The organism is Shewanella sp. 10B (assembly GCF_023475885.1).
Lineage (GTDB): Bacteria > Pseudomonadota > Gammaproteobacteria > Enterobacterales > Shewanellaceae > Shewanella > Shewanella mangrovisoli.
Genome location: NZ_JAMDJO010000001.1, coordinates 152401 through 171876 on the forward strand (window position 1 = coordinate 152401; position 19476 = coordinate 171876).

Here is a 19476-nt window from a genome sequence, read left to right on the forward strand (position 1 = left end):
GGATTGAAAACAGTGTTAAATACGCTCAGGGATATTACTCAAGCTGTGGCGTCCGCCCACAGCTTAGAAACCGCATTAGAAGTCCTAGTTTCATCGACCAAAGCGGCGATGGAAACCCAATGTTGCTCGGTCTACATCCTAGACCAGCAAGAACTCGTATTATCAGCCACCGATGGCCTCGAAAAGAGTGCCGTTGGGCGCGTGCGCATGCCGTTAACCCAAGGCTTGGTTGGCTTGGCTGCTGAACGCGAAGAAGCCGTAAACCTCGCCGATGCCCGTTTGCATCCACGCTTTAAACTCTTCCCCGAAGTCGCTGAAGAAGAATACCGTGCCTTTTTAGCCGTCCCCATTATTTATCAAAAAGCCGTAGTCGGCGTAATTGTGGTGCAGCAGGCCAGCGCGCGGCAATTTAGCGAAGGGGAAGAAGCCTTCTTAATGACCTTGGCCGCGCAGCTCGCGATGGCGATTAGAGGATTAAAGCAAAAGGCGCAGGTCAGTTCGCTGCATCAACAGATTTTATTCCAGGGTACCTCCGCATCTAGCGGAATCGCCATTGCCCATGCGTTAGTGCTTGGTGGCGAAATCTCCCTCGAGCAGCCCGATGTGCGCTGCGAGGATGTCGCTCTCGAATCCAGCCGATTAGTGGCGGCGATGGGGCGTTGTAAAGAGGCAATCGGCGCCTTATCTCAGCGTTTCGACCGTGAGCAGGATGAAGAAGTAGCCTCAATATTCAATGCCTTGCAGCTGCTGCTCGATGATGCCAGCCTAGGTGGTGAATATGCCCGTGAAGTGCAGCAGGGCTGGGAAGCCGAATCGGCGGTTAGCCGAGTTTCGCTGCGTTATATTCAACAGTTTTTGGCGATGGAAGATCCTTACCTCAAGGAGCGGGCGAGCGATATTCGGGATCTGGGGCAAAAGGTATTAAGGCAGTTAATCGAACCCGAACGTTTAGAGCTTGAACCCGATAAGCCGGTGATTCTAGTGACCCGGGAAGCGGATGCCACTATGCTCGCCGAGTTCCCTCGACAAAAATTGGCCGGTATTGTCACTGAATTAGGGGGCGTTAACTCCCATGCGGCCATTTTAGCGCGCGCACTGGGCGTACCTGCGATTACTGGCGTCGAGCAGTTATTGTCGGCCGATATTGACCAGAAGCTGTTAGTGGTCAATGCCAGTCGCGGGCAATTAATGGTGTCGCCATCGCCTGCGATTGTTAGCGAATACCGCAGTTTGATTTCGGCGCAAAAGGCGTTGCAACGTCAATACGCGCAGGAGTTAGCCCTGCCGTCGGTGATGCTCGATGGCACACGGATCCGTTTGTACCTTAACGCTGGGTTACTCAGTGGTGTCGCCTCTGAAATCGCCGAAGGTGCCGATGGTATCGGACTGTATCGCACCGAAATTCCCTTTATGTTGCAGCAGCGTTTTCCGAGTGAGTCCGAGCAGGTAAAAGTCTATCAGCAGGTGTTATCGGCGGCATCGGGTCGTCCTGTGGTGATGCGTACCTTAGATGTGGGGGGCGATAAGCCGCTGCCTTATTTCCCGATTAAAGAAGATAACCCCTTCTTAGGCTGGCGCGGTATCCGCTTATCATTGGATCACCCTGAGCTATTCCTCGTGCAGTTAAGGGCGATGTTGCAAGCGGGCGGAGAGGGCAAGCAGCTCAGTATTTTACTGCCTATGGTCAGTAACTTAGATGAAATTGATCAATCCTTGGCCTATCTAGAGCAGGCCTATGTTGAGCTCAAAAACGATGTGAACAGCCAGATTGAAATGCCGCGTATTGGCATTATGCTCGAAGTTCCAGCGCTGTTATATCAGTTAGATGAAGTGGCAAAACGCGTCGATTTTGTGTCGGTCGGCAGTAACGATTTGACCCAATATTTACTCGCGGTGGACCGTAACAACCCAAGGGTGAGTTCCCTGTTTGATAGTTATCATCCAGGCATTCTCCGGGCACTGCATCAAGCAAGGCTTGATTGTGACTACCATGAACTCGATATCAGTATCTGTGGCGAGCTGGCGGGGGAGCCCATGGGGGCGATTCTGTTGGTGGCGATGGGATACCAGCATTTGAGTATGAACCAAGGCAGTTTAGCGCGGATTAATTACCTGCTGCGCCGAGTCTCCCGCGCCGATTTGACGCAACTCTTGTCGCAGGCCTTGAGCCTATCAAACGGTTTCCAAGTGCGTGAGTTGGTTAAAGAATATTTAACACAGCAGGGATTAGCCACAATTCTTAATTAACTAATCGTGCCTTTTGCTTTAAGCTAAGGCTTCACTTAATCACGCTGTAGGTACCCGTGTGGATAGTTTGCTGTCGGTGTTCTTTATTTGCTTGGCTTTAGGCGCGTTTGTCGGTTTTATGGCGGGGTTATTGGGCATCGGTGGTGGCTTAATTGTCGTGCCCGCACTGCTTTATATCTTACCTTCGGTTGGCATCACTTCGGCTCAGTTACCCCATATTGCGATTGCCACATCCCTTGCGGCGATTATTTTAACCTCAATTTCTTCAGCCAGAGCCCACCATAAACGCGGTAATGTGCCCTGGGGATTGTTTCGAACCATGTTTCCGGGGATTATTCTCGGCGCCCTAATGTCCGGCTTTATTGCCGAGCAAATCCCTGCTGCGACGCTTAGACAAGGGTTTGCGGTGTTTGTGATGTTAATGGCTATTCAAATGGCTTATCCCTTTAAAACCGAATCGAATCGAGAACTGCCAAACTCGATGATTCTGTTTGTAGTGGCCGTGATTGTTGCCGCGATTGCAGGATTGATGGGGATCGGCGGCGGCGTCTTGTTAGTGCCGTTTTTAACCTATTTTGGTTTACAGATGCGCCTAGCTGTAGGATTTTCCGCCGCGACCGGATTATTAATCTCCTTGTCGGGCAGCTTAGGGTATATAATCGCGGGCTTTAACGCGCCGGATCTCCCTGAAGGTACCTTAGGGTATATCTATTTACCTGCGCTGTTTGGCTTAATAATAACCTCAATTTTAATGGCTCCAGTGGGCGTTAAGGCGGCAAGTACTTGGCCTACCTCGGTCCTTAAAAAAATATTTGCACTTTTACTCTTGTGTGTCGGTCTCAAATTAATTCTGAGCTGATGTTTAGTGTTTAGCCCTCGATTTGAGGCTGTTGATGGATAAGTTATGGCATTGAATTTTCCCAATATCGATCCCGTGATCGTGAAGTTTGGTCCCTTTGATATTTTTGGACAAACCTTTGAACCCGCCCTGCGTTGGTATGGATTTACTTATTTAGTTGGTTTTGTCGCCGCTATGTGGTTACTCAATCGTCAGGCCGACCGCTCCAATGGTTTATGGTCGAGAGAACAGGTTTCCGATCTGCTGTTTTATGGCTTTTTAGGGGTGATTTTAGGTGGACGTATCGGCTATGTGCTCTTTTATCATTTCGATTACTTCCTTGCTAGCCCAATGTATTTGTTTAAGATTTCAGAAGGTGGTATGTCTTTCCATGGCGGCTTGATGGGGGTGATTACCGCCATGATTTATATCGCCTGGAATCAAAAGCGTACCTTCTTTGCGGTTGCAGATATGGTGGCACCGGTTGTACCTATTGGCTTAGGGGCGGGTCGTATCGGTAACTTTATCAATGGTGAGTTGTGGGGCCGTGTCACGGATGTCCCTTGGGCCATGGTGTTCCCAAGTGGTGGACCTGAACCTCGTCACCCATCACAACTCTATCAATTCGCCCTTGAAGGGGTGGCCTTATTCCTGCTCCTCTATTGGTTCAGTAAACGAACGAAGAAAGTCGGCGCCGTATCGGGCATGTTCTTACTCGGATACGGGATTTTCCGTGTGATTGTTGAAACCGTAAGACAACCTGATGCGCAGTTAGGTCTCTACTGGGGCTTTCTGACGATGGGGCAGATCCTCTCTGTGCCGATGATCCTCTTCGGTTTATATTTAATTCTTCGTCCAGAGGGTAAGCAGTAATGCAACAGTATTTAGACTTGATGAAGCACATCTTAGCCGAAGGTGTGGATAAATCAGACCGCACAGGTACCGGCACTCGCTCGGTGTTTGGTTATCAAATGCGTTTCGATTTAAGTAAGGGCTTTCCCTTAGTCACTACCAAGAAGTGCCATATGCGCTCGATTATTCATGAGCTATTGTGGTTCCTGAAGGGCGATACCAATATTGCTTATCTGCGTGAGAATAAAGTTAGTATTTGGGACGAATGGGCCGATGAAAACGGCGATTTAGGCCCTGTTTATGGTTCGCAGTGGCGCAGCTGGCCGACCCAAAGTGGCGATGCTATCGACCAAATCGCTCAGGTGATTGCACAAATCAAATCTCAACCCGATTCACGTCGTTTAATTGTGTCGGCGTGGAACGTGGGTGAACTGGATAAAATGGCGCTGGCACCTTGCCATGCCTTTTTCCAATTCTATGTTGCCGATGGCAAATTATCCTGTCAGCTGTACCAGCGTAGCTGTGATGTGTTCTTAGGCTTACCTTTCAATATCGCTAGTTATGCGCTGCTGACCATGATGGTGGCACAGCAATGTGATTTAGCTTTGGGTGACTTTGTGTGGACGGGCGGCGATACCCATTTGTACTCCAACCATATGGAACAAACGGCGTTACAGTTAAGCCGTGAGCCAAGACCGTTACCCACCATGACAATCCTGCGTAAACCCGCTTCAATCTTTGATTATCAATTCGAAGATTTCGAGCTAACTCACTACGATCCACACCCGCATATCAAAGCCCCTGTCGCCGTTTAATGGCGAATTAATCGACTAACACCTCGGAATTACCGAGGTGTTTTGTCGAAACTATCGATTATACTTGTTTTTTTTCTTCGTCTACACTCAGTTCATTATGATTTTTTGGAGTGCAAGATGGAAAAAGCAATTAGAAATTTTCTGAGCCAGGAATCGGCTGGCGGCATCCTGTTATTGGTTGCTGTTGTCTTAGCCATGCTCATGGCCAATTCTCCTCTAGCGGGACTCTATCAAGGTTTTCTCGGTACTGAAGTACAAGTGCGTGTCGGCGCGCTCGATCTGCATAAGCCGCTGTTGCTGTGGATTAACGATGGCCTGATGGCATTGTTTTTCTTACTGATTGGCTTAGAGGTAAAGCGTGAACTGTTAGAAGGCGCCTTATCCAGTGTCGCTCAGGCTTCACTGCCAACCTTCGCGGCGATTGGTGGTATGTTAGTGCCAGCAGGCATTTATCTGCTATTTAACTATGGCGATCCTGTGACCCAAGCGGGCTGGGCCATTCCTGCGGCTACCGATATTGCGTTTGCACTCGGCATCATGGCGTTGCTGGGTAGCCGCGTGCCTGTGGCATTGAAGGTCTTCCTGCTCGCGCTTGCCATCATCGATGACTTAGGCGTGATTGTGATTATTGCGCTCTTCTACAGCAGCGATCTATCAACCATTAGCTTAATTGTTGCCAGCATTGCGATTGTCGGTTTAGTCGCCTTAAACCGTAAAGGTGTGACCGCGTTAGCGCCCTATGGCGTATTGGGACTCGTCCTGTGGGTCGCGGTATTAAAGTCTGGCGTCCACGCGACTTTGGCTGGTGTGATTATTGCCTTCTGTATCCCTCTGCGGGCAAAGGATGGAAGTTCACCCTCTGAGCATTTAGAGCATAGCCTGCACCCTTGGAGCACTTTCCTTATCCTGCCAGTCTTTGCCTTTGCGAATGCGGGTGTGGCCATAGGTAACATGAGTTTAGATACCTTGATTTCCCCTGTGCCAGTCGGGATAGCATTGGGACTTATGTTAGGTAAGCCGATTGGTGTGATGCTGTTTAGTTATGTAGCCGTCAAACTGAAGTTGGCGCAATTACCCGATGGGATTGGTTGGAAGCAGATTGCACCAGTGGCGGCAATGTGTGGTATTGGTTTTACCATGTCGATGTTTATTGCTTCGCTGGCATTTGAGCAAGCAGACCCTATGTACGGCGACTTAGCGCGCCTTGGCACCTTGATAGGCTCAATTCTGGCGGCCTTGATCGGGTATTTCTGGTTATCAAAAGTGTTACCTAAAAAAGGAGTATAACTATGATAAATATGAAATTAGTAGGAATGGCAGCACTGTTAACACTTTCTTCAAGCGCAATGGCTTCGCAGATTGATGCCTGTAACAAGGATGTCGCATCACAAACCTGTCAAAGCTACCTTGAGGGCATAGTCGATGGCGCGTTAATGTTTAAGTCTGAGGCATTAGGCGCAAGGCTTGAAACCAATGGCTATGAGTCTAGAGCGCTCAAGTACCGCGGTGGTAAACGTTTCCAAGAGGCGAATCGCACTTATTGCGCTAACCGTATTCCGGATAGAGACAGCTTAGTCTCTGGTGTAACGGAAGCGGTTAGTACGGGTACGGCAGCCGATTTAGAACAACTGCAGGGAATAGTGGTTAACTTATTGGATTGTCAGCGTTTAAAATAGCACTATCGACTCATCATTTGTTAAGCTGAGTCACTGCGATCCGACATGCCGCAGCCCTTGAGGCTGCGGTGTTCATCAGAGGAAGCTTATTGGCGATGCTGCATCTTAATTACAACCATCTTTATTATTTCTGGATGATCAAGAAGAAGGGCTCTGTGGCCAAGGCGGCCGAAGCCCTTTGTCTGACACCTCAAACCATCACGGGGCAAATTCGCGCCCTTGAAGATCGCCTTAACGGTAGTCTATTCAAACGTGTCGGACGCAATTTAGAGGCGACGGAACTCGGTGAGCTGGTATTTCGTTACGCCGATAAGATGTTTTCCCTCAGTTATGAGATGCTCGATTTACTCAACTATCAAAAAGATGATGCCATTTTATTTGAAGTGGGGATTGCCGATGCCTTGTCTAAAGCCCTAGCTAGTAGGGTGTTGCTTTCTGTGGTGCCTAATGATGGTTCCATGCACCTTGCTTGTTATGAAGCGACCCACGAAAGTTTAATGACTCGTTTACGCGAGCATAAACTGGATATGATCCTCTCGGACTGTGCGGGTGAGTCATTGAAATATCCTGAGATTTTATCGAAAAAACTGGGTGAGTGTGGCGTGAGCTTTTTTTCCGCCGAAACCTATAGCGCCGATTTTCCCGCTTGTTTAGAGCAAGGGCAGCTGCTGATCCCTGGCCGAAGAACATCGCTTGGGCAACAATTATACCGTTGGTTTGATGAGCAAAATCTTAAGGTCAGCATCTTAGGCGAGTTTGATGATGCGGCGATGATGAAGGCCTTTGGCTACCTTAAACGCGGGATCTTCGTCACGCCGTCGGTCTATCCGCAAGAAGTTATTTCCCACGGCATGCATTTGCTCGGCGAAACCTTAGATGTGAAGGAAGAGTACCATGTGATGTTTGCCGAGCGGATGATCCAACATCCCGCGGTGAAACGTTTATTAGAGACGGATTTCAGTGATTTATTTGCCGGATTAGACAGCCAAGTTCAGCGGTGTTAAACCGAGTTTCAATACGGCTTGCATCGACACTCAACGGCGTGAACTGATAAACTAAGGCGAAATTTGTTTTGGGAGAATTAACTTGGAGTTAATGAACATTGCACGGGTCCGCTGGGCATGTCGCCGCGGAATGCTCGAATTGGACGTCTTGTTCCAGCCTTTCGTCGAAAATGTTTATCAGGATTTGTCGGATGACGACAAGGCCCTGTTTATTCGTTTACTCGAGTGTGAAGACCCTGAATTATTTGCCTGGTTTATGGGTCATGAAGCCTGTCCCGATGCAGAGCTTGCCCGCATGGTAGTGCAAGTCCGTGGCAGAGCGGCGCCATAGTTTTAGCGTAAAAGCCTCTCGCGACCAACGACTCTCGTTGGTCGTTTTTGTTTGTGTCTGCAGTACCTCGTTATTTATCTGGCCTGAAACGGATGTCGTATTTTGGCTTGTGCTTAAGTTGGTGTTCGCCGTTTTAATCCTCGGATTCTTGGGATATCAGTTATGGCGACTGAGGACCTGGCAGTGTCGTTTTGAACTCAATGGAAAAGGGGAAGGCTGGCTCTCGACGGGGGAGGCGTTTCATGTGCTCCCGAGAACTTGGGTAACGCCTTTTATTTGCTTGGTTTATTATCAGTCCGCCGATAAGTTGCATCTGTTGCCCCTGTGGGCCGATATGTTTAGCGATACGGATTACCGCCACTTATGCCGACTATTACTTAAGGTTAAAACTCAAGCGACGAGTCAAGGTGAGTCCCTTTAATTCATATCTAACATGGTTCCTTCAGCCTAAATAAAACGGGCTAAATCTGAGTAGATTTAGCCCGTTAAAAGTGTCCCTTAAGCAACTCGGTTATTTTTCAGGTTGCAGAATCGTTGGTTGTGGAGAGTCAACTTTCTCTGGATGGTCGATATTATAGTGCAGACCACGGCTCTCTTTACGATCCATAGCGCAGCGGATAATCAGTTCCGCCACTTGCACTAAGTTACGCAGTTCCAGCAGGTTATTGCTGACTCTGAAGTTGCTGTAATACTCTTGGATTTCCTGCTGCAACATCAGGCAGCGACGCAGCGCGCGCTCCAAGCGTTTATCTGAGCGGACGATCCCCACATAGTCCCACATAAAGAGGCGCAGTTCGTGCCAGTTGTGGGCAATCACCACTTCTTCATCGGAGTTGGATACTTTACTCTCGTCCCACGCCGGAATTTGCCCCGGTAATGGAATTTTGTGCATTTGGCTCTCAATATCCTGCGATGCAGCGCGGGCAAATACCAAGCACTCGAGCAGCGAGTTACTCGCCAAGCGGTTCGCACCATGTAAGCCGGTATAGGCGACTTCGCCGATGGCGTAGAGGCCGTTGAGGTCGGTTTGGCCGTGTAAGTCAGTCATTACACCACCACAGGTATAGTGGGCGGCAGGCACCACAGGAATGGCATCCTTGGTGATATCAATGCCCAGTTCCAAGCAGCGACTATAAATTGTTGGGAAGTGCTTGATGATAAAGTCGCTGTCTTTATGGCTGATGTCTAAGTAGACACAATCGGCACCTAAACGTTTCATCTCGTAGTCGATGGCGCGGGCCACGATATCGCGGGGCGCGAGTTCGGCACGCTCGTCAAAGTCAGGCATAAAGCGGCTGCCATCGGGGCGACGTAAATAAGCTCCTTCACCGCGCAGGGCTTCGGTCAGTAGGAAGTTACGCGCATCAGCATGGTAAAGGCAGGTTGGATGGAATTGATTAAATTCCATATTGGCCACACGGCAACCTGCGCGCCACGCCATGGCAATACCATCACCACTCGCCACATCGGGGTTTGAGGTGTATTGGTAGACCTTAGAGCTACCGCCCGTGGCTAATGCGACAAATTTTGCCTTAATGGTTTCGACCTGCTCGGCATTACGGTTCCACACATAAGCGCCTAGCACGCGATTGCCAGGGCGATTTAATTTACGGGTGGTGATGAGGTCGATGGCGTTGTAACGTTCTAAAACTTGAATATTGGGGTGGGCGAGGGCGCGTTCTTGTAGCGTGGTTTGCACTTCTTTGCCCGTCGCATCGGCGGCATGCAGAATGCGTCTATGGCTGTGACCGCCTTCGCGGGTCAAATGATAAGGTGCGTCTTTGGCATTATCGCCAGCAGTTTCTTCTTTATCGAATGCCACGCCACATTCAATTAACCATTGCATGGCGCTCTTGGCGTTTTCTGCGGTAAAAGTTACCACTTCTTTATCGCACAAGCCGGCACCGGCCACTAACGTATCGGCCACATGGGATTCGATGGTGTCACTTTCATCGAACACGGAGGCGATACCGCCTTGGGCGTAGTATGTCGACCCTTCCGAGAGTGGGCCTTTTGAGAGCAGAATTACGTTTGCTTTTTCAGCAAGATGCAAAGCTAGTGTCAGACCTGCGGCACCGCTACCTATGACTAATATGTCAGATTGGTGTTCAACTACTTGTTTCATCGGGTATCATGCTATGACTGAGAGTGCCATCTATGGTAAACCAACTCACCGATTATGGGTACTTTCCTTTTAACCTTACTTTTTTTGTATAATTCTTAGAACTTTTTCAAAGCACGCTAGTCTACATAAGTGAATATGATTCGAGCGACTGAGAAATCAGCATTTTAGATTTGGGAGAAGTCGGCTCGGATGAGTGGACAAATAAGTGATCAACAATTAGTTGAGCGCGTACAACGGGGAGATAAAAACGCTTTTAACCTGTTGGTGCTTAAATATCAGAGTAAAGTGGTGAGCTTGATTTCACGCTATGTGCGTAACCAAGCCGACGTTACCGATGTGGCACAGGAAGCGTTTATCAAAGCTTATCGAGCTTTGCCAAACTTTCGCGGAGAAAGTGCGTTTTATACCTGGTTGTACCGCATAGCCGTAAACACGGCTAAGAATTACCTCGTGTCACAGGGGCGCAGAGCACCTGCAAATGATGTGGATGCAGAGGATGCCGAATACTACGAAGGCAGTGATGCGCTAAAGGAGTTTGCCTCCCCAGAGCGACTAATGTTATCGGACGAAATCAAAAAAGTGGTTTTCGAGACATTAGAAACCTTGCCGGAAGAATTACGTATGGCGATTTCGCTACGTGAACTCGACGGGATGAGTTACGAGGATATTGCCATCATCATGGATTGCCCTGTGGGTACTGTAAGATCTCGTATCTTCCGCGCCCGTGAAGCAATCGATAAAAAACTCCAGCCATTACTGGAAGAGTAACACCCTTAAATTTAGACAGGTGAACAATGGATAAATTAGGTCAAGAATGGGTATCTGCCGCTGTCGATGGAGAGACAGATCTGCAGACTATGGCAGAACTTGCTGCCGATACGCATTCACATAATAAATGGCGTAACTATCATGTGATAGGTGATGCTATGCGGGGTGAATTGCTCCAGACTATGGCGTTAGACCTTTCCGCCAGTATTGCGGCTGCAATCGAACTTGAGCCTGCCATTGTCTCGCCTCAAGTGAGCGCGCCTGAAGTCACAGCGGCTCCACAGCAAGTGGCTGTAAATGCTGGTCAAAGCCGTGTTGTGCCCTTATTCAAGCAGTTTGGTCAGTATGCGATTGCCGCTACTGTTGCCATGTTCGCCATCGTTGGCGTACAGAACTTTAACCAAACCGCTGATGATGCCGCGTCGCCATCGCCTGTGCTCATCACCCGTCCCCTAGTCGGTAGTGCATCGCCAGTGAGTTTACAGACAGGTCCAGTCCAGCAAAATCAGAGCTACACTAATGACCAAATGAACGAGCAACGTCGCCGAATTAATACTTATATTCAGGACCATATGTTGCAACAACGATTGAATACGGGTGCCGTTGTAGAAGACAATAGCGAGGTTATTCCCGTTCCTGTCAATCAGTAGTAAGGAGTTAGCTTGCGTCTAATCCTGTTGGCTTTGTTAGCCTTGGTATTCCCTGCAGTGGCGCAGGAAGATATGCCTGCCAAAGTCTGGCTTGAGAAAATGAGCCAGGCTTTAAAAGAGAAAGAGTTTAAAGCATCGATTATACAACTTCAGGCCGACCATATTCGGCCTTTGGTTTATCTTCACGGTAAAGTGAATAATCAAGAAGTTGCGTTTCTTGAGTACCTCAATGGCCCGCCAAAAAATGCGGTCAGAGTGGGAAACCGAGTCACCTTTATCGAACACGATCAACCCGCCTATAGCATCCTTTCTAATCATATTCAGGGCGTGTGGCCTGCGGCTTTCTCGTCAAAGATGAGTGACTTAGAAGTGGGGTATCAGTTTGTGCTCGGTGGTCGTACGCGCATTGCGGGACGTCCAGGTCAAATGATCCGTTTACTGCCAAATGATGAGTACCGTTACGGTTTCCAAATTTGGCTGGATATGGACACTTATCTGCCGCTGAGATACGACATGCTAACTCAAGATAAACAATTACTTGAACAGCTGATGGTGATTGAGCTGATTGAGTTAAATGAGCCGCCATCGATTCTGCAGGAAGCCTATAAACAAGAATGGCCAGCGGTTATCGATCAGGCCGAACGCCAAGATGGACAAAACTGGCAGTTCTCTTGGTTACCAGCAGGATTTAGTGTGGTAGTGCGTGACCATCACCGTTTAATTGGCAGTCACGAGGCGGTTGAATATATTGCCTTAACCGATGGCTTAGCCAGCATTTCTGTCTATGTCGCGCGAGCTGGCTCGACGCCATTACCTGAAGAGTTAATCACTCGTAATGGCTTGTCTTTGGTGTCTGAAAAAGTGGGTAATGCCGAAGTAGTTGCCGTGGGTAAAGTGCCTACCGAAACCTTGGCCCGTATCGCGAAAAGTCTGATGTTAGAATAAGGCCCCTTATCATGATGGAAGAAGTGGCGCGGGTTGTCGCCTGCGATAATCAAGGTTGGCTGACCGTCGAGGTAGAGCTCAAAAGTACCTGTAAGAGCTGCAGCAGTAGCGAGTCTTGTGGTACGTCGGCGGTGGCTCAGGCTTTTTCGGCAAAGACACAACAATTCTCCATTCAAAGTGAACGAACCTGCGAGGTTGGTGAACTGCTAAAACTCGGTTTACCAGAGAGCGTGATCCTGAAAGCGGCGGCTTTGGTTTATTTGACGCCGCTGCTCGGATTATTTGCTGGCGCCGTATTTGGCCAGTTTTTCGCAGGTTTGTTGGAAATCAATTCGGATCTCAGTGCGATAGCTTTTGCTGTCTTAGGCGCTATAGCCGCTTGGTTCTTTGGAAAGCACAAGGCAAAACAACTCGAAGTTGATTCGCAACCTGTCATTTTGGCTTATTTAGGCTCAGGGATCAGTTTAGAAAAATTACCCTTTTAATTTCATGTTGTTATTGATTTTAATCTGGCAATAAACTTCCGCTGAGAGCCACATTTTCCGACTTAAAGAGAAGGATGAGTGAATCTGATTGGTATTGAAACCGCAATCAGGTACAATTTCGCACCTTTGAACCGTATCCATTTTTCAGTATTAGTCATAGCAGCATAATGAAACACATTAGAAACTTCTCAATTATTGCCCATATCGACCATGGTAAATCGACGCTATCAGATCGTCTGATTCAGGTTTGTGGCGGGTTAAGCGACCGTGAAATGGATGCGCAAGTTCTTGATTCTATGGATCTAGAGCGTGAGCGCGGTATCACGATTAAGGCCCAGAGCGTCACGTTGGAATACAAAGCCAAAAATGGCGAGACTTACCAACTTAACTTTATTGATACCCCAGGCCACGTTGACTTTTCCTATGAAGTATCTCGTTCATTAGCCGCCTGTGAGGGTGCGTTGCTCGTGGTGGATGCGGGTCAAGGCGTTGAAGCGCAGACGCTCGCTAACTGTTACACCGCGCTGGATATGAATCTGGACGTGGTACCTATCCTGAACAAAATCGACTTACCCCAAGCCGATCCTGAGCGCGTAGCCGCTGAGATTGAAGACATCGTGGGTATCGATGCGATGAACGCTGTGCGTTGCTCGGCCAAAACTGGCGTGGGTATTGACGAAGTATTAGAAGTCATCGTTGATCAAATTCCGCCGCCAGAAGGCGACCCAGAGGCGCCACTACAAGCGCTGATCATCGACTCTTGGTTTGATAGCTATTTAGGCGTTGTTTCTCTTGTACGTATTAAAAACGGCGTGCTGAAGAAAGGCGACAAGTTTAAGGTAATGTCTACCGGACAAAACCACACCGCTGACCGCGTGGGTATTTTCACGCCTAAACAAACCGATAAAACCGAGCTGAAAACTGGTGAAGTAGGTTTCGTTATCGCGGGTATTAAAGAGATTCATGGTGCGCCTGTGGGTGATACCTTGACACTGGCTAAGCATGGCGCCGAGAAGCCATTACCCGGCTTTAAGAAAGTGAAGCCTCAGGTTTACGCTGGTGTGTTCCCCATTTCGACCGACGAATATGAAAACTTCCGTGATGCGCTGAACAAACTCAGCCTCAACGATGCGTCATTGTTCTTCGAGCCTGAAAGTTCATCAGCCCTGGGTTTTGGTTTCCGTATTGGCTATTTAGGCCTGCTCCACATGGAAATCATTCAAGAGCGTTTAGAGCGTGAATACGATCTTGACCTTATCACGACGGCGCCTACCGTAGTGTATGAGGTGCTGTTGACCAGTGGTGAAACCATCTATGTTGATAACCCAGCAGACTTGCCGGCGATTAACAACATCGAAGAGATGCGTGAGCCAATCGTTGAAGCTAACATTCTGGTGCCAAAAGAATACTTAGGTAACGTGATTACCCTGTGTATCGAAAAACGCGGTACCCAAGTGAACATGGTTTACCACGGCAATCAAGTGGCCGTGACTTACCATCTGCCGATGGCAGAAGTGGTAATGGACTTCTTCGACCGCTTAAAATCGACCAGCCGTGGTTATGCATCGTTAGAATATAACTTCATCCGCTTCGATCCTGCGGACATGGTGCGCTTAGACATCTTAATCAACGGCGACCGTGTAGACGCATTGGCGATGATTATTCACCGTTCAAACATTCGTCACCGTGGTTTGGCGTTGGTTGAGAAGATGAAAGAGCTGATCCCACGTCAGATGTTTGATATCGCGATTCAAGCCGCTGTTGGCAGCCAAATTATTGCCCGTTCTACCGTAAAAGCCCTACGTAAAGACGTAACGGCTAAGTGTTACGGTGGTGACGTTTCCCGTAAGAAGAAACTCTTGAATAAACAAAAAGAGGGTAAGAAACGGATGAAACAAGTGGGTAACGTTGAGGTGCCGCAAGAGGCGTTCTTAGCGGTACTTAAGCTAAACGAGTAACACTCGAGATAACACAATTTAGCTATTATTGCGCCGCAGTTTGCGGCGCTTTACTTAGCTTATCGTATGTTTTGTGGTGTTTTTTTAGAAATACGGTAAGTTAACTAAAGTTCGCGAGTCGAAATACAATAGTCGCTGAGTTTGGATCTTTACATTTCAAGGCAGGAGTTCAATAAGCAATGGCAGCCTATTTTTCCATTATTTTAGTGCTAGTCACCCTGATTTCTGGGTTGATCTGGTTAATCGATGTGCTGGTATTTGCGCCTAAACGCCGCGAAAGCTTAGCCTTAGCCAAGGCTTCGCAGGCTAATTTAACCGAGGAAGCCGAATATAACATCATCCGCGAGCCCACTGTGGTTGAAACCGCGCACTCCATCTTCCCTGTGATTGCCTTCGTGTTGATCCTGCGCTCGTTTATTTATGAACCATTCCAAATTCCCTCAGGTTCTATGATGCCAACCCTGTTAGTGGGTGACTTTATTCTGGTGGAAAAGTTTAGCTATGGCCTAAAAGATCCCGTATGGCGCACTAAACTGATTGAAACGGGCGAGCCGAAACGTGGCGATGTGATTGTGTTTAAATATCCTGAGAACCCTCAGATTGATTACATTAAGCGCGTGGTGGGTTTACCGGGCGATAGAATTATCTACCGCAACAAGCAGCTGATGATCCAAAAGGCCTGTGGCGCCGAGCAAACCCATTGCCCTGAGCCAGAACTGGTGGCGCGTACCGAAATCAGCCGTGGTGATTTCAGCCAAGATGGTGTGCCACTAATTCGTTTTAAAGAGCAACTCGGTGAAGTGGCCCACGATATTTTAATCAATCCAAGCCGCCCCGATATGCTGGGATACTTCAAGCGTGAAGGAAATTTACCAGCGGGTGAGTTTCTTGTACCCGAAGGCCATTATTTTGCGATGGGTGACAACCGCGATAACAGTACCGACAGCCGTTTCTGGGGCTTTGTCCCTGAAGAGAATCTTGTGGGTAAAGCGGTCGCTATCTGGATTAGTTTTGAGTTTGACCGTTCTAAAGCCGACTTCCTGCCAACTTGGGTGCCAAGTGGAGTACGTTTTGAACGAGTAGGTGGAATTCACTAGTATGGAACCGATTAAAAATTTGCCACGTTTGTGTCGTACTTTGGGCTATGAGTTCAAGAATATTGATCTCCTCACCCAAGCATTGACCCACAGAAGTGCGGCAAATAAGCACAACGAGCGTTTAGAGTTTTTAGGCGATTCGATTTTATCGATTGTGATTTCTGATGCCTTATACCATCAGTTTCCTAAGGCGACTGAGGGTGACTTGAGCCGGATGCGCGCGACCTTAGTGCGTGGTGATACGCTCACCTTGATTGCTAAGGCCTTTAAGCTTGGGGATTATTTATTCTTAGGCCCCGGCGAGTTAAAGAGCGGTGGTTTTAGACGTGAGTCCATCTTGGCCGATGCGGTCGAGGCGATTATTGGCGCAATCTACTTAGATTCCGATCTCGAAGTGTGCCGTAAGTTATTACTGCATTGGTACGCAGAACGTTTGGCCGAGATCCAACCTGGCGTGAATCAAAAAGACGCGAAAACCTTACTGCAAGAATATTTACAAGGGTTAAAGAAGCCGCTACCCGATTACCAAGTAATCAACATAGAAGGCGATGCCCACGATCAAACATTCACTGTTGAATGTCGTATAGATGACTTGAGCGAAAGCGTGATTGGCGTAGCGAGTTCGCGCCGTAAAGCCGAGCAGATTGCCGCGGCTCAAGTATTGGAGTTACTGAAGAAATGACCAAAAAAACAGACTTGCCAGCTGTCGATGCCGCTAACGCGAGCAATGAGCCGAGCTTAGATGAATTACTGGCAAGGATGAATGCAGCGAGCGCGGCGGCGCCGTCTGTTCACTATGATGTGACCTACTGTGGCATGGTGGCCATTATTGGGCGCCCTAACGTGGGGAAATCGACCCTGCTGAACCGTTTGCTTGGGCAAAAGATCAGTATTACCTCGAAAAAGCCGCAAACGACGCGTCATCGCATCATGGGTATCCATACCGATGGTCCACGCCAAATCGTGTTTATCGACACGCCTGGTCTGCATATTGAAGAGCAGCGTGCGATTAACCGTCTGATGAACCGCGCGGCAGCGAGCTCGCTTGCCGATGTGTCTATGGTAATTTTTGTGGTCGATGGTATGACATGGACCGCCGATGATGAGATGGTATTAAGCAAACTTCGCCGTGGCGGTGAAGAGCGTAAAACCGTTTTAGCCATCAACAAAGTTGATAATATCAAAGACAAAGAAGCCCTTTTCCCTTATTTGGAAGAAGTGGCCAAGAAGTACCCCTTCGATGAGATCCTGCCGATTTCGGCCAGTAAGGGCACCAACGTTAAGCGCATTTTAGATATGGCGGCAGAGTCTCTGCCCGAGAATCCCTTCTTCTTTCCAGAAGATTATGTGACCGACCGTTCGCAGCGTTTTATGGCTTCTGAAATTGTCCGCGAAAAACTGATGCGCTTTTTAGGTGATGAATTGCCCTACGATGCGACGGTTGAAATCGAGCAGTTTAAGATGATGGAAAACGGCGTTTATCAAATCAACGCCCTGATCTTGGTCGAGCGCGAAGGCCAAAAGCGGATGGTGATTGGTAGCAAAGGTGAGCGCATTCGTACCATAGCCACGCAAGCGCGCCTCGATATGGAAACCTTGTTTGATAACAAAGTGTTCCTCGAGGTGTGGGTGAAGGTCAAATCCGGTTGGGCCGATGATGAACGCGCCCTGCGAAGCTTAGGTTACGGTGACGATTAATCGTTACTGATAATAGGCCGAGCCTAACCATGAACGAGCGCGCAGACCGATGAAACGAGGGTATGTTTTGCATCATCGCCCTTACCGGGAGTCTAGCGCACTGGTGAATCTCTTGGTTGACGGTATCGGTCGTGTCGATGCCGTCGCGCGCGTTGGGAGCGGTAAACGCTCCATCAAAAGTATCCTCCAACCCTTTCAGCCGCTGATTTTTGAATTTAGCGGCAAGTCTGAACTCAAAAACATCAGCCAAATTGAAGCGGCCGCGCCAGCCGTGCCTTTATCGGGCTATAGTCTGTATGCCGGCATGTATATCAATGAGTTGCTGATGCGCACCCTGTCGGTTCACCATAATGCCGAGGCGTTATTCCTCATCTACCATCAAGCCTTGGTCGGGCTCGCGGCGCAGTTTTGTGAGTCGAAGCTGCGCTACCTTGAGCTGGCGCTCTTGCGGGAACTAGGAGCCATGCCATCCCTTATCCGCGATACTCAGGGCGAACCGCTGATCCCTGAACATTACTATCAGCTTGTGCCAGAACTGGGTTTTCAATTTGTGTTGAACAGCAGGGCAAAGCATACCTATCAAGGCGCGATGTTAACCGCACTTAACGATAATCAATTGTTGCAAGAGCAGTTTTTAGAGGCCAAACGATTGATGCGCTCTATGCTGCAACCCTTGCTCGGAAAAAAGCCGCTGGTGAGTCGGCAGTTGTTTATTCAAGCGACAGCCTCTAACAGAGATGGGAATAATTAGCCCTAGCTCCTGTTTTTTACTGTCTGTCCCAGTACAATAGGGCGCAAATCAGCGTTAATTCTAGCCTTACAAACATAAAGGAGTTCCCGATGAGCCGTATCTTATTGGGTGTTAATATCGACCATATTGCGACCCTGCGTCAGGCTCGCGGCACCAGTTATCCTGATCCTGTTCATGCGGCGGCGGTTGCCGAGCATGCGGGTGCCGACGGTATCACGATTCATTTACGGGAAGACAGACGTCATATTATCGACCGCGATGTATATCTGCTGGCGAAAACCTTAAAGACGCGGATGAACTTTGAGTGTGCCGTGACAGAAGAAATGCTCAACATCGCCTGCGAAGTCAAACCGACCTATGTTTGCTTAGTCCCTGAAAAACGCCAAGAAGTGACGACTGAAGGTGGTTTAGACGTGGCTGGTCAACTAGATAAAATCACTGCCGCTGTAAGCCGCTTAGCCGCCAATGGCATTCAAGTGTCACTGTTTATCGATGCCGATAAGACGCAAATCGATGCCGCCGTCGCCTCTGGCGCGCCACTTATCGAAATCCACACTGGTTGCTATGCCGACGCTAAAACAGCTGAAGAAGAAGCCAAAGAGCTTGCGCGTATCAGCGAAATGGCGAAATACGCCCACGGCAAAGGCTTAGTGGTGAATGCGGGCCATGGGTTGCATTATCACAATGTTAAGCCGATTGCGGCGATCCCAGAGCTGTATGAACTCAACATTGGCCATGCCATTGTCGCGCGTGCGGCCATTGATGGCTTAGCGACAGCGGTTACAGACATGAAAGCGCTGATGTTAGAAGGTCGTCGAGGCGAATAATGGCAATCGTTGGGCTTGGCACTGATATAGTTGAAATCGAGCGTATCACCGCCCATGTGGCACGTTCCGGCGATAAGCTGGCAAAACGTGTACTGACAGAGGCTGAGTTCGATATCTATCAACAGCATAGCCAACCGAGCCGCTATTTGGCTAAACGCTTTGCCGCCAAAGAGGCCGCAGCTAAAGCCTTGGGGACGGGGATTGGTCGAGGGGTATCTTTTCAGCATATCCACATTGGGAATACGCCCGATGGCGCGCCGACGATTGATTTTACAGAAGGGGCGCAGCAGCGGTTAGCTTTGCTCAACGGCGTGATCGGGCACATTTCAATCGCGGATGAAAAATCCTACGCTATTGCTACGGTTATCCTCGAATCTCGCTAGTCTCTAACCCATTAGTACGAAGGGAG

At 48.8% G+C, this 19476-nt stretch carries 21 protein-coding genes; 20 read left to right on the plus strand and 1 reads right to left on the minus strand.

All coding sequences use genetic code 11. The features are described 5' to 3' along the window. The first annotated feature begins 12 nt into the window (after window positions 1–12). The 9 genes from ptsP (at window position 13) to M0415_RS00675 (ending at window position 8184) form a co-directional block, all read left to right on the plus strand. Window positions 13–2247 (plus strand): phosphoenolpyruvate--protein phosphotransferase, encoded by a 2235-nt coding sequence (gene ptsP, locus M0415_RS00635; RefSeq protein WP_249555995.1) that lies wholly within the window; start codon window positions 13–15, stop codon window positions 2245–2247. A gap of 58 nt (window positions 2248–2305) precedes the next feature. Continuing rightward, window positions 2306–3106, plus strand: a complete 801-nt coding sequence (locus M0415_RS00640; RefSeq protein ID WP_086903298.1) for a sulfite exporter TauE/SafE family protein — start codon at window positions 2306–2308, stop codon at window positions 3104–3106. Between the two features lie 45 nt (window positions 3107–3151). Next, the gene (gene lgt / locus M0415_RS00645) at window positions 3152–3958 is read left to right on the plus strand and encodes a prolipoprotein diacylglyceryl transferase (protein ID WP_249555994.1); all 807 of its coding nucleotides are present in this window, start codon (window positions 3152–3154) and stop codon (window positions 3956–3958) included. Then, window positions 3958–4752: a thymidylate synthase gene (gene thyA, locus M0415_RS00650; RefSeq protein WP_249555993.1), complete on the plus strand. Its 795-nt coding sequence runs from the start codon at window positions 3958–3960 to the stop codon at window positions 4750–4752. The genes lgt and thyA overlap by 1 nt, the downstream gene beginning before the upstream one ends. Window positions 4753–4869: 117 nt before the next feature. Continuing rightward, window positions 4870–6039, plus strand: a complete 1170-nt coding sequence (gene nhaA / locus M0415_RS00655; RefSeq protein WP_249555992.1) for a Na+/H+ antiporter NhaA — start codon at window positions 4870–4872, stop codon at window positions 6037–6039. A 2-nt stretch (window positions 6040–6041) separates the two neighbouring features. Beyond that, a complete protein-coding gene (locus M0415_RS00660) occupies window positions 6042–6428 on the plus strand; it encodes a hypothetical protein (RefSeq protein WP_011717882.1) in 387 nt (128 codons plus the stop codon). Window positions 6429–6523: 95 nt separating this feature from the next. Beyond that, on the plus strand, window positions 6524–7432 hold the full coding sequence (nhaR, locus tag M0415_RS00665) for a transcriptional activator NhaR (protein ID WP_011717881.1): 909 nt from the start codon (window positions 6524–6526) through the stop codon (window positions 7430–7432). A gap of 82 nt (window positions 7433–7514) precedes the next feature. Further along, the gene (locus M0415_RS00670; RefSeq protein WP_084294861.1) at window positions 7515–7763 is read left to right on the plus strand and encodes an FAD assembly factor SdhE; all 249 of its coding nucleotides are present in this window, start codon (window positions 7515–7517) and stop codon (window positions 7761–7763) included. Continuing rightward, window positions 7744–8184: a protein YgfX gene (locus M0415_RS00675; RefSeq protein WP_249555991.1), complete on the plus strand. Its 441-nt coding sequence runs from the start codon at window positions 7744–7746 to the stop codon at window positions 8182–8184. Before M0415_RS00670 ends, M0415_RS00675 begins: the two co-directional genes overlap by 20 nt. A 90-nt stretch (window positions 8185–8274) precedes the next feature. Here M0415_RS00675 and nadB read toward each other — a convergent pair whose 3' ends face one another. After that, complete coding sequence (gene nadB, locus M0415_RS00680) at window positions 8275–9888, minus strand: L-aspartate oxidase (protein WP_086903302.1); 1614 nt, start codon at window positions 9886–9888, stop codon at window positions 8275–8277. A gap of 189 nt (window positions 9889–10077) precedes the next feature. Between nadB and rpoE the strand changes: the two genes are divergently transcribed. From rpoE to acpS, 11 genes are all read left to right on the plus strand, one after another. Next, the gene (rpoE, locus tag M0415_RS00685) at window positions 10078–10656 is read left to right on the plus strand and encodes an RNA polymerase sigma factor RpoE (RefSeq protein ID WP_011623604.1); all 579 of its coding nucleotides are present in this window, start codon (window positions 10078–10080) and stop codon (window positions 10654–10656) included. A 26-nt stretch (window positions 10657–10682) separates the two neighbouring features. Next, window positions 10683–11306 carry a sigma-E factor negative regulatory protein gene (locus M0415_RS00690; protein WP_249555990.1) on the plus strand — a complete coding sequence of 208 codons (624 nt, stop codon included), beginning with the start codon at window positions 10683–10685 and terminating at the stop codon, window positions 11304–11306. Between the two features lie 12 nt (window positions 11307–11318). After that, window positions 11319–12251 carry a MucB/RseB C-terminal domain-containing protein gene (locus M0415_RS00695; protein ID WP_011717876.1) on the plus strand — a complete coding sequence of 311 codons (933 nt, stop codon included), beginning with the start codon at window positions 11319–11321 and terminating at the stop codon, window positions 12249–12251. Between the two features lie 11 nt (window positions 12252–12262). Next, on the plus strand, window positions 12263–12736 hold the full coding sequence (locus tag M0415_RS00700) for a SoxR reducing system RseC family protein (RefSeq protein WP_249555989.1): 474 nt from the start codon (window positions 12263–12265) through the stop codon (window positions 12734–12736). Between the two features lie 167 nt (window positions 12737–12903). Continuing rightward, on the plus strand, window positions 12904–14694 hold the full coding sequence (gene lepA, locus M0415_RS00705) for a translation elongation factor 4 (RefSeq protein WP_011717874.1): 1791 nt from the start codon (window positions 12904–12906) through the stop codon (window positions 14692–14694). Window positions 14695–14873: 179 nt separating this feature from the next. Beyond that, window positions 14874–15791, plus strand: a complete 918-nt coding sequence (gene lepB, locus M0415_RS00710; RefSeq protein WP_011717873.1) for a signal peptidase I — start codon at window positions 14874–14876, stop codon at window positions 15789–15791. Between the two features lies 1 nt (window position 15792). Continuing rightward, on the plus strand, window positions 15793–16473 hold the full coding sequence (rnc, locus tag M0415_RS00715) for a ribonuclease III (protein ID WP_011717872.1): 681 nt from the start codon (window positions 15793–15795) through the stop codon (window positions 16471–16473). Next, entirely contained in the window at window positions 16470–17489 is a 1020-nt protein-coding gene (gene era / locus M0415_RS00720; RefSeq protein WP_037427575.1) for a GTPase Era, read from the plus strand. Before rnc ends, era begins: the two co-directional genes overlap by 4 nt. Before the next feature lie 49 nt (window positions 17490–17538). Beyond that, window positions 17539–18240 (plus strand): DNA repair protein RecO, encoded by a 702-nt coding sequence (recO, locus tag M0415_RS00725; RefSeq protein ID WP_249555988.1) that lies wholly within the window; start codon window positions 17539–17541, stop codon window positions 18238–18240. 89 nt (window positions 18241–18329) lie between these two features. Continuing rightward, window positions 18330–19067 carry a pyridoxine 5'-phosphate synthase gene (gene pdxJ, locus M0415_RS00730; protein ID WP_249555987.1) on the plus strand — a complete coding sequence of 246 codons (738 nt, stop codon included), beginning with the start codon at window positions 18330–18332 and terminating at the stop codon, window positions 19065–19067. Next, entirely contained in the window at window positions 19067–19450 is a 384-nt protein-coding gene (acpS, locus tag M0415_RS00735) for a holo-ACP synthase (RefSeq protein ID WP_249555986.1), read from the plus strand. Before pdxJ ends, acpS begins: the two co-directional genes overlap by 1 nt. The last annotated feature ends 26 nt before the right edge of the window (window positions 19451–19476 follow it).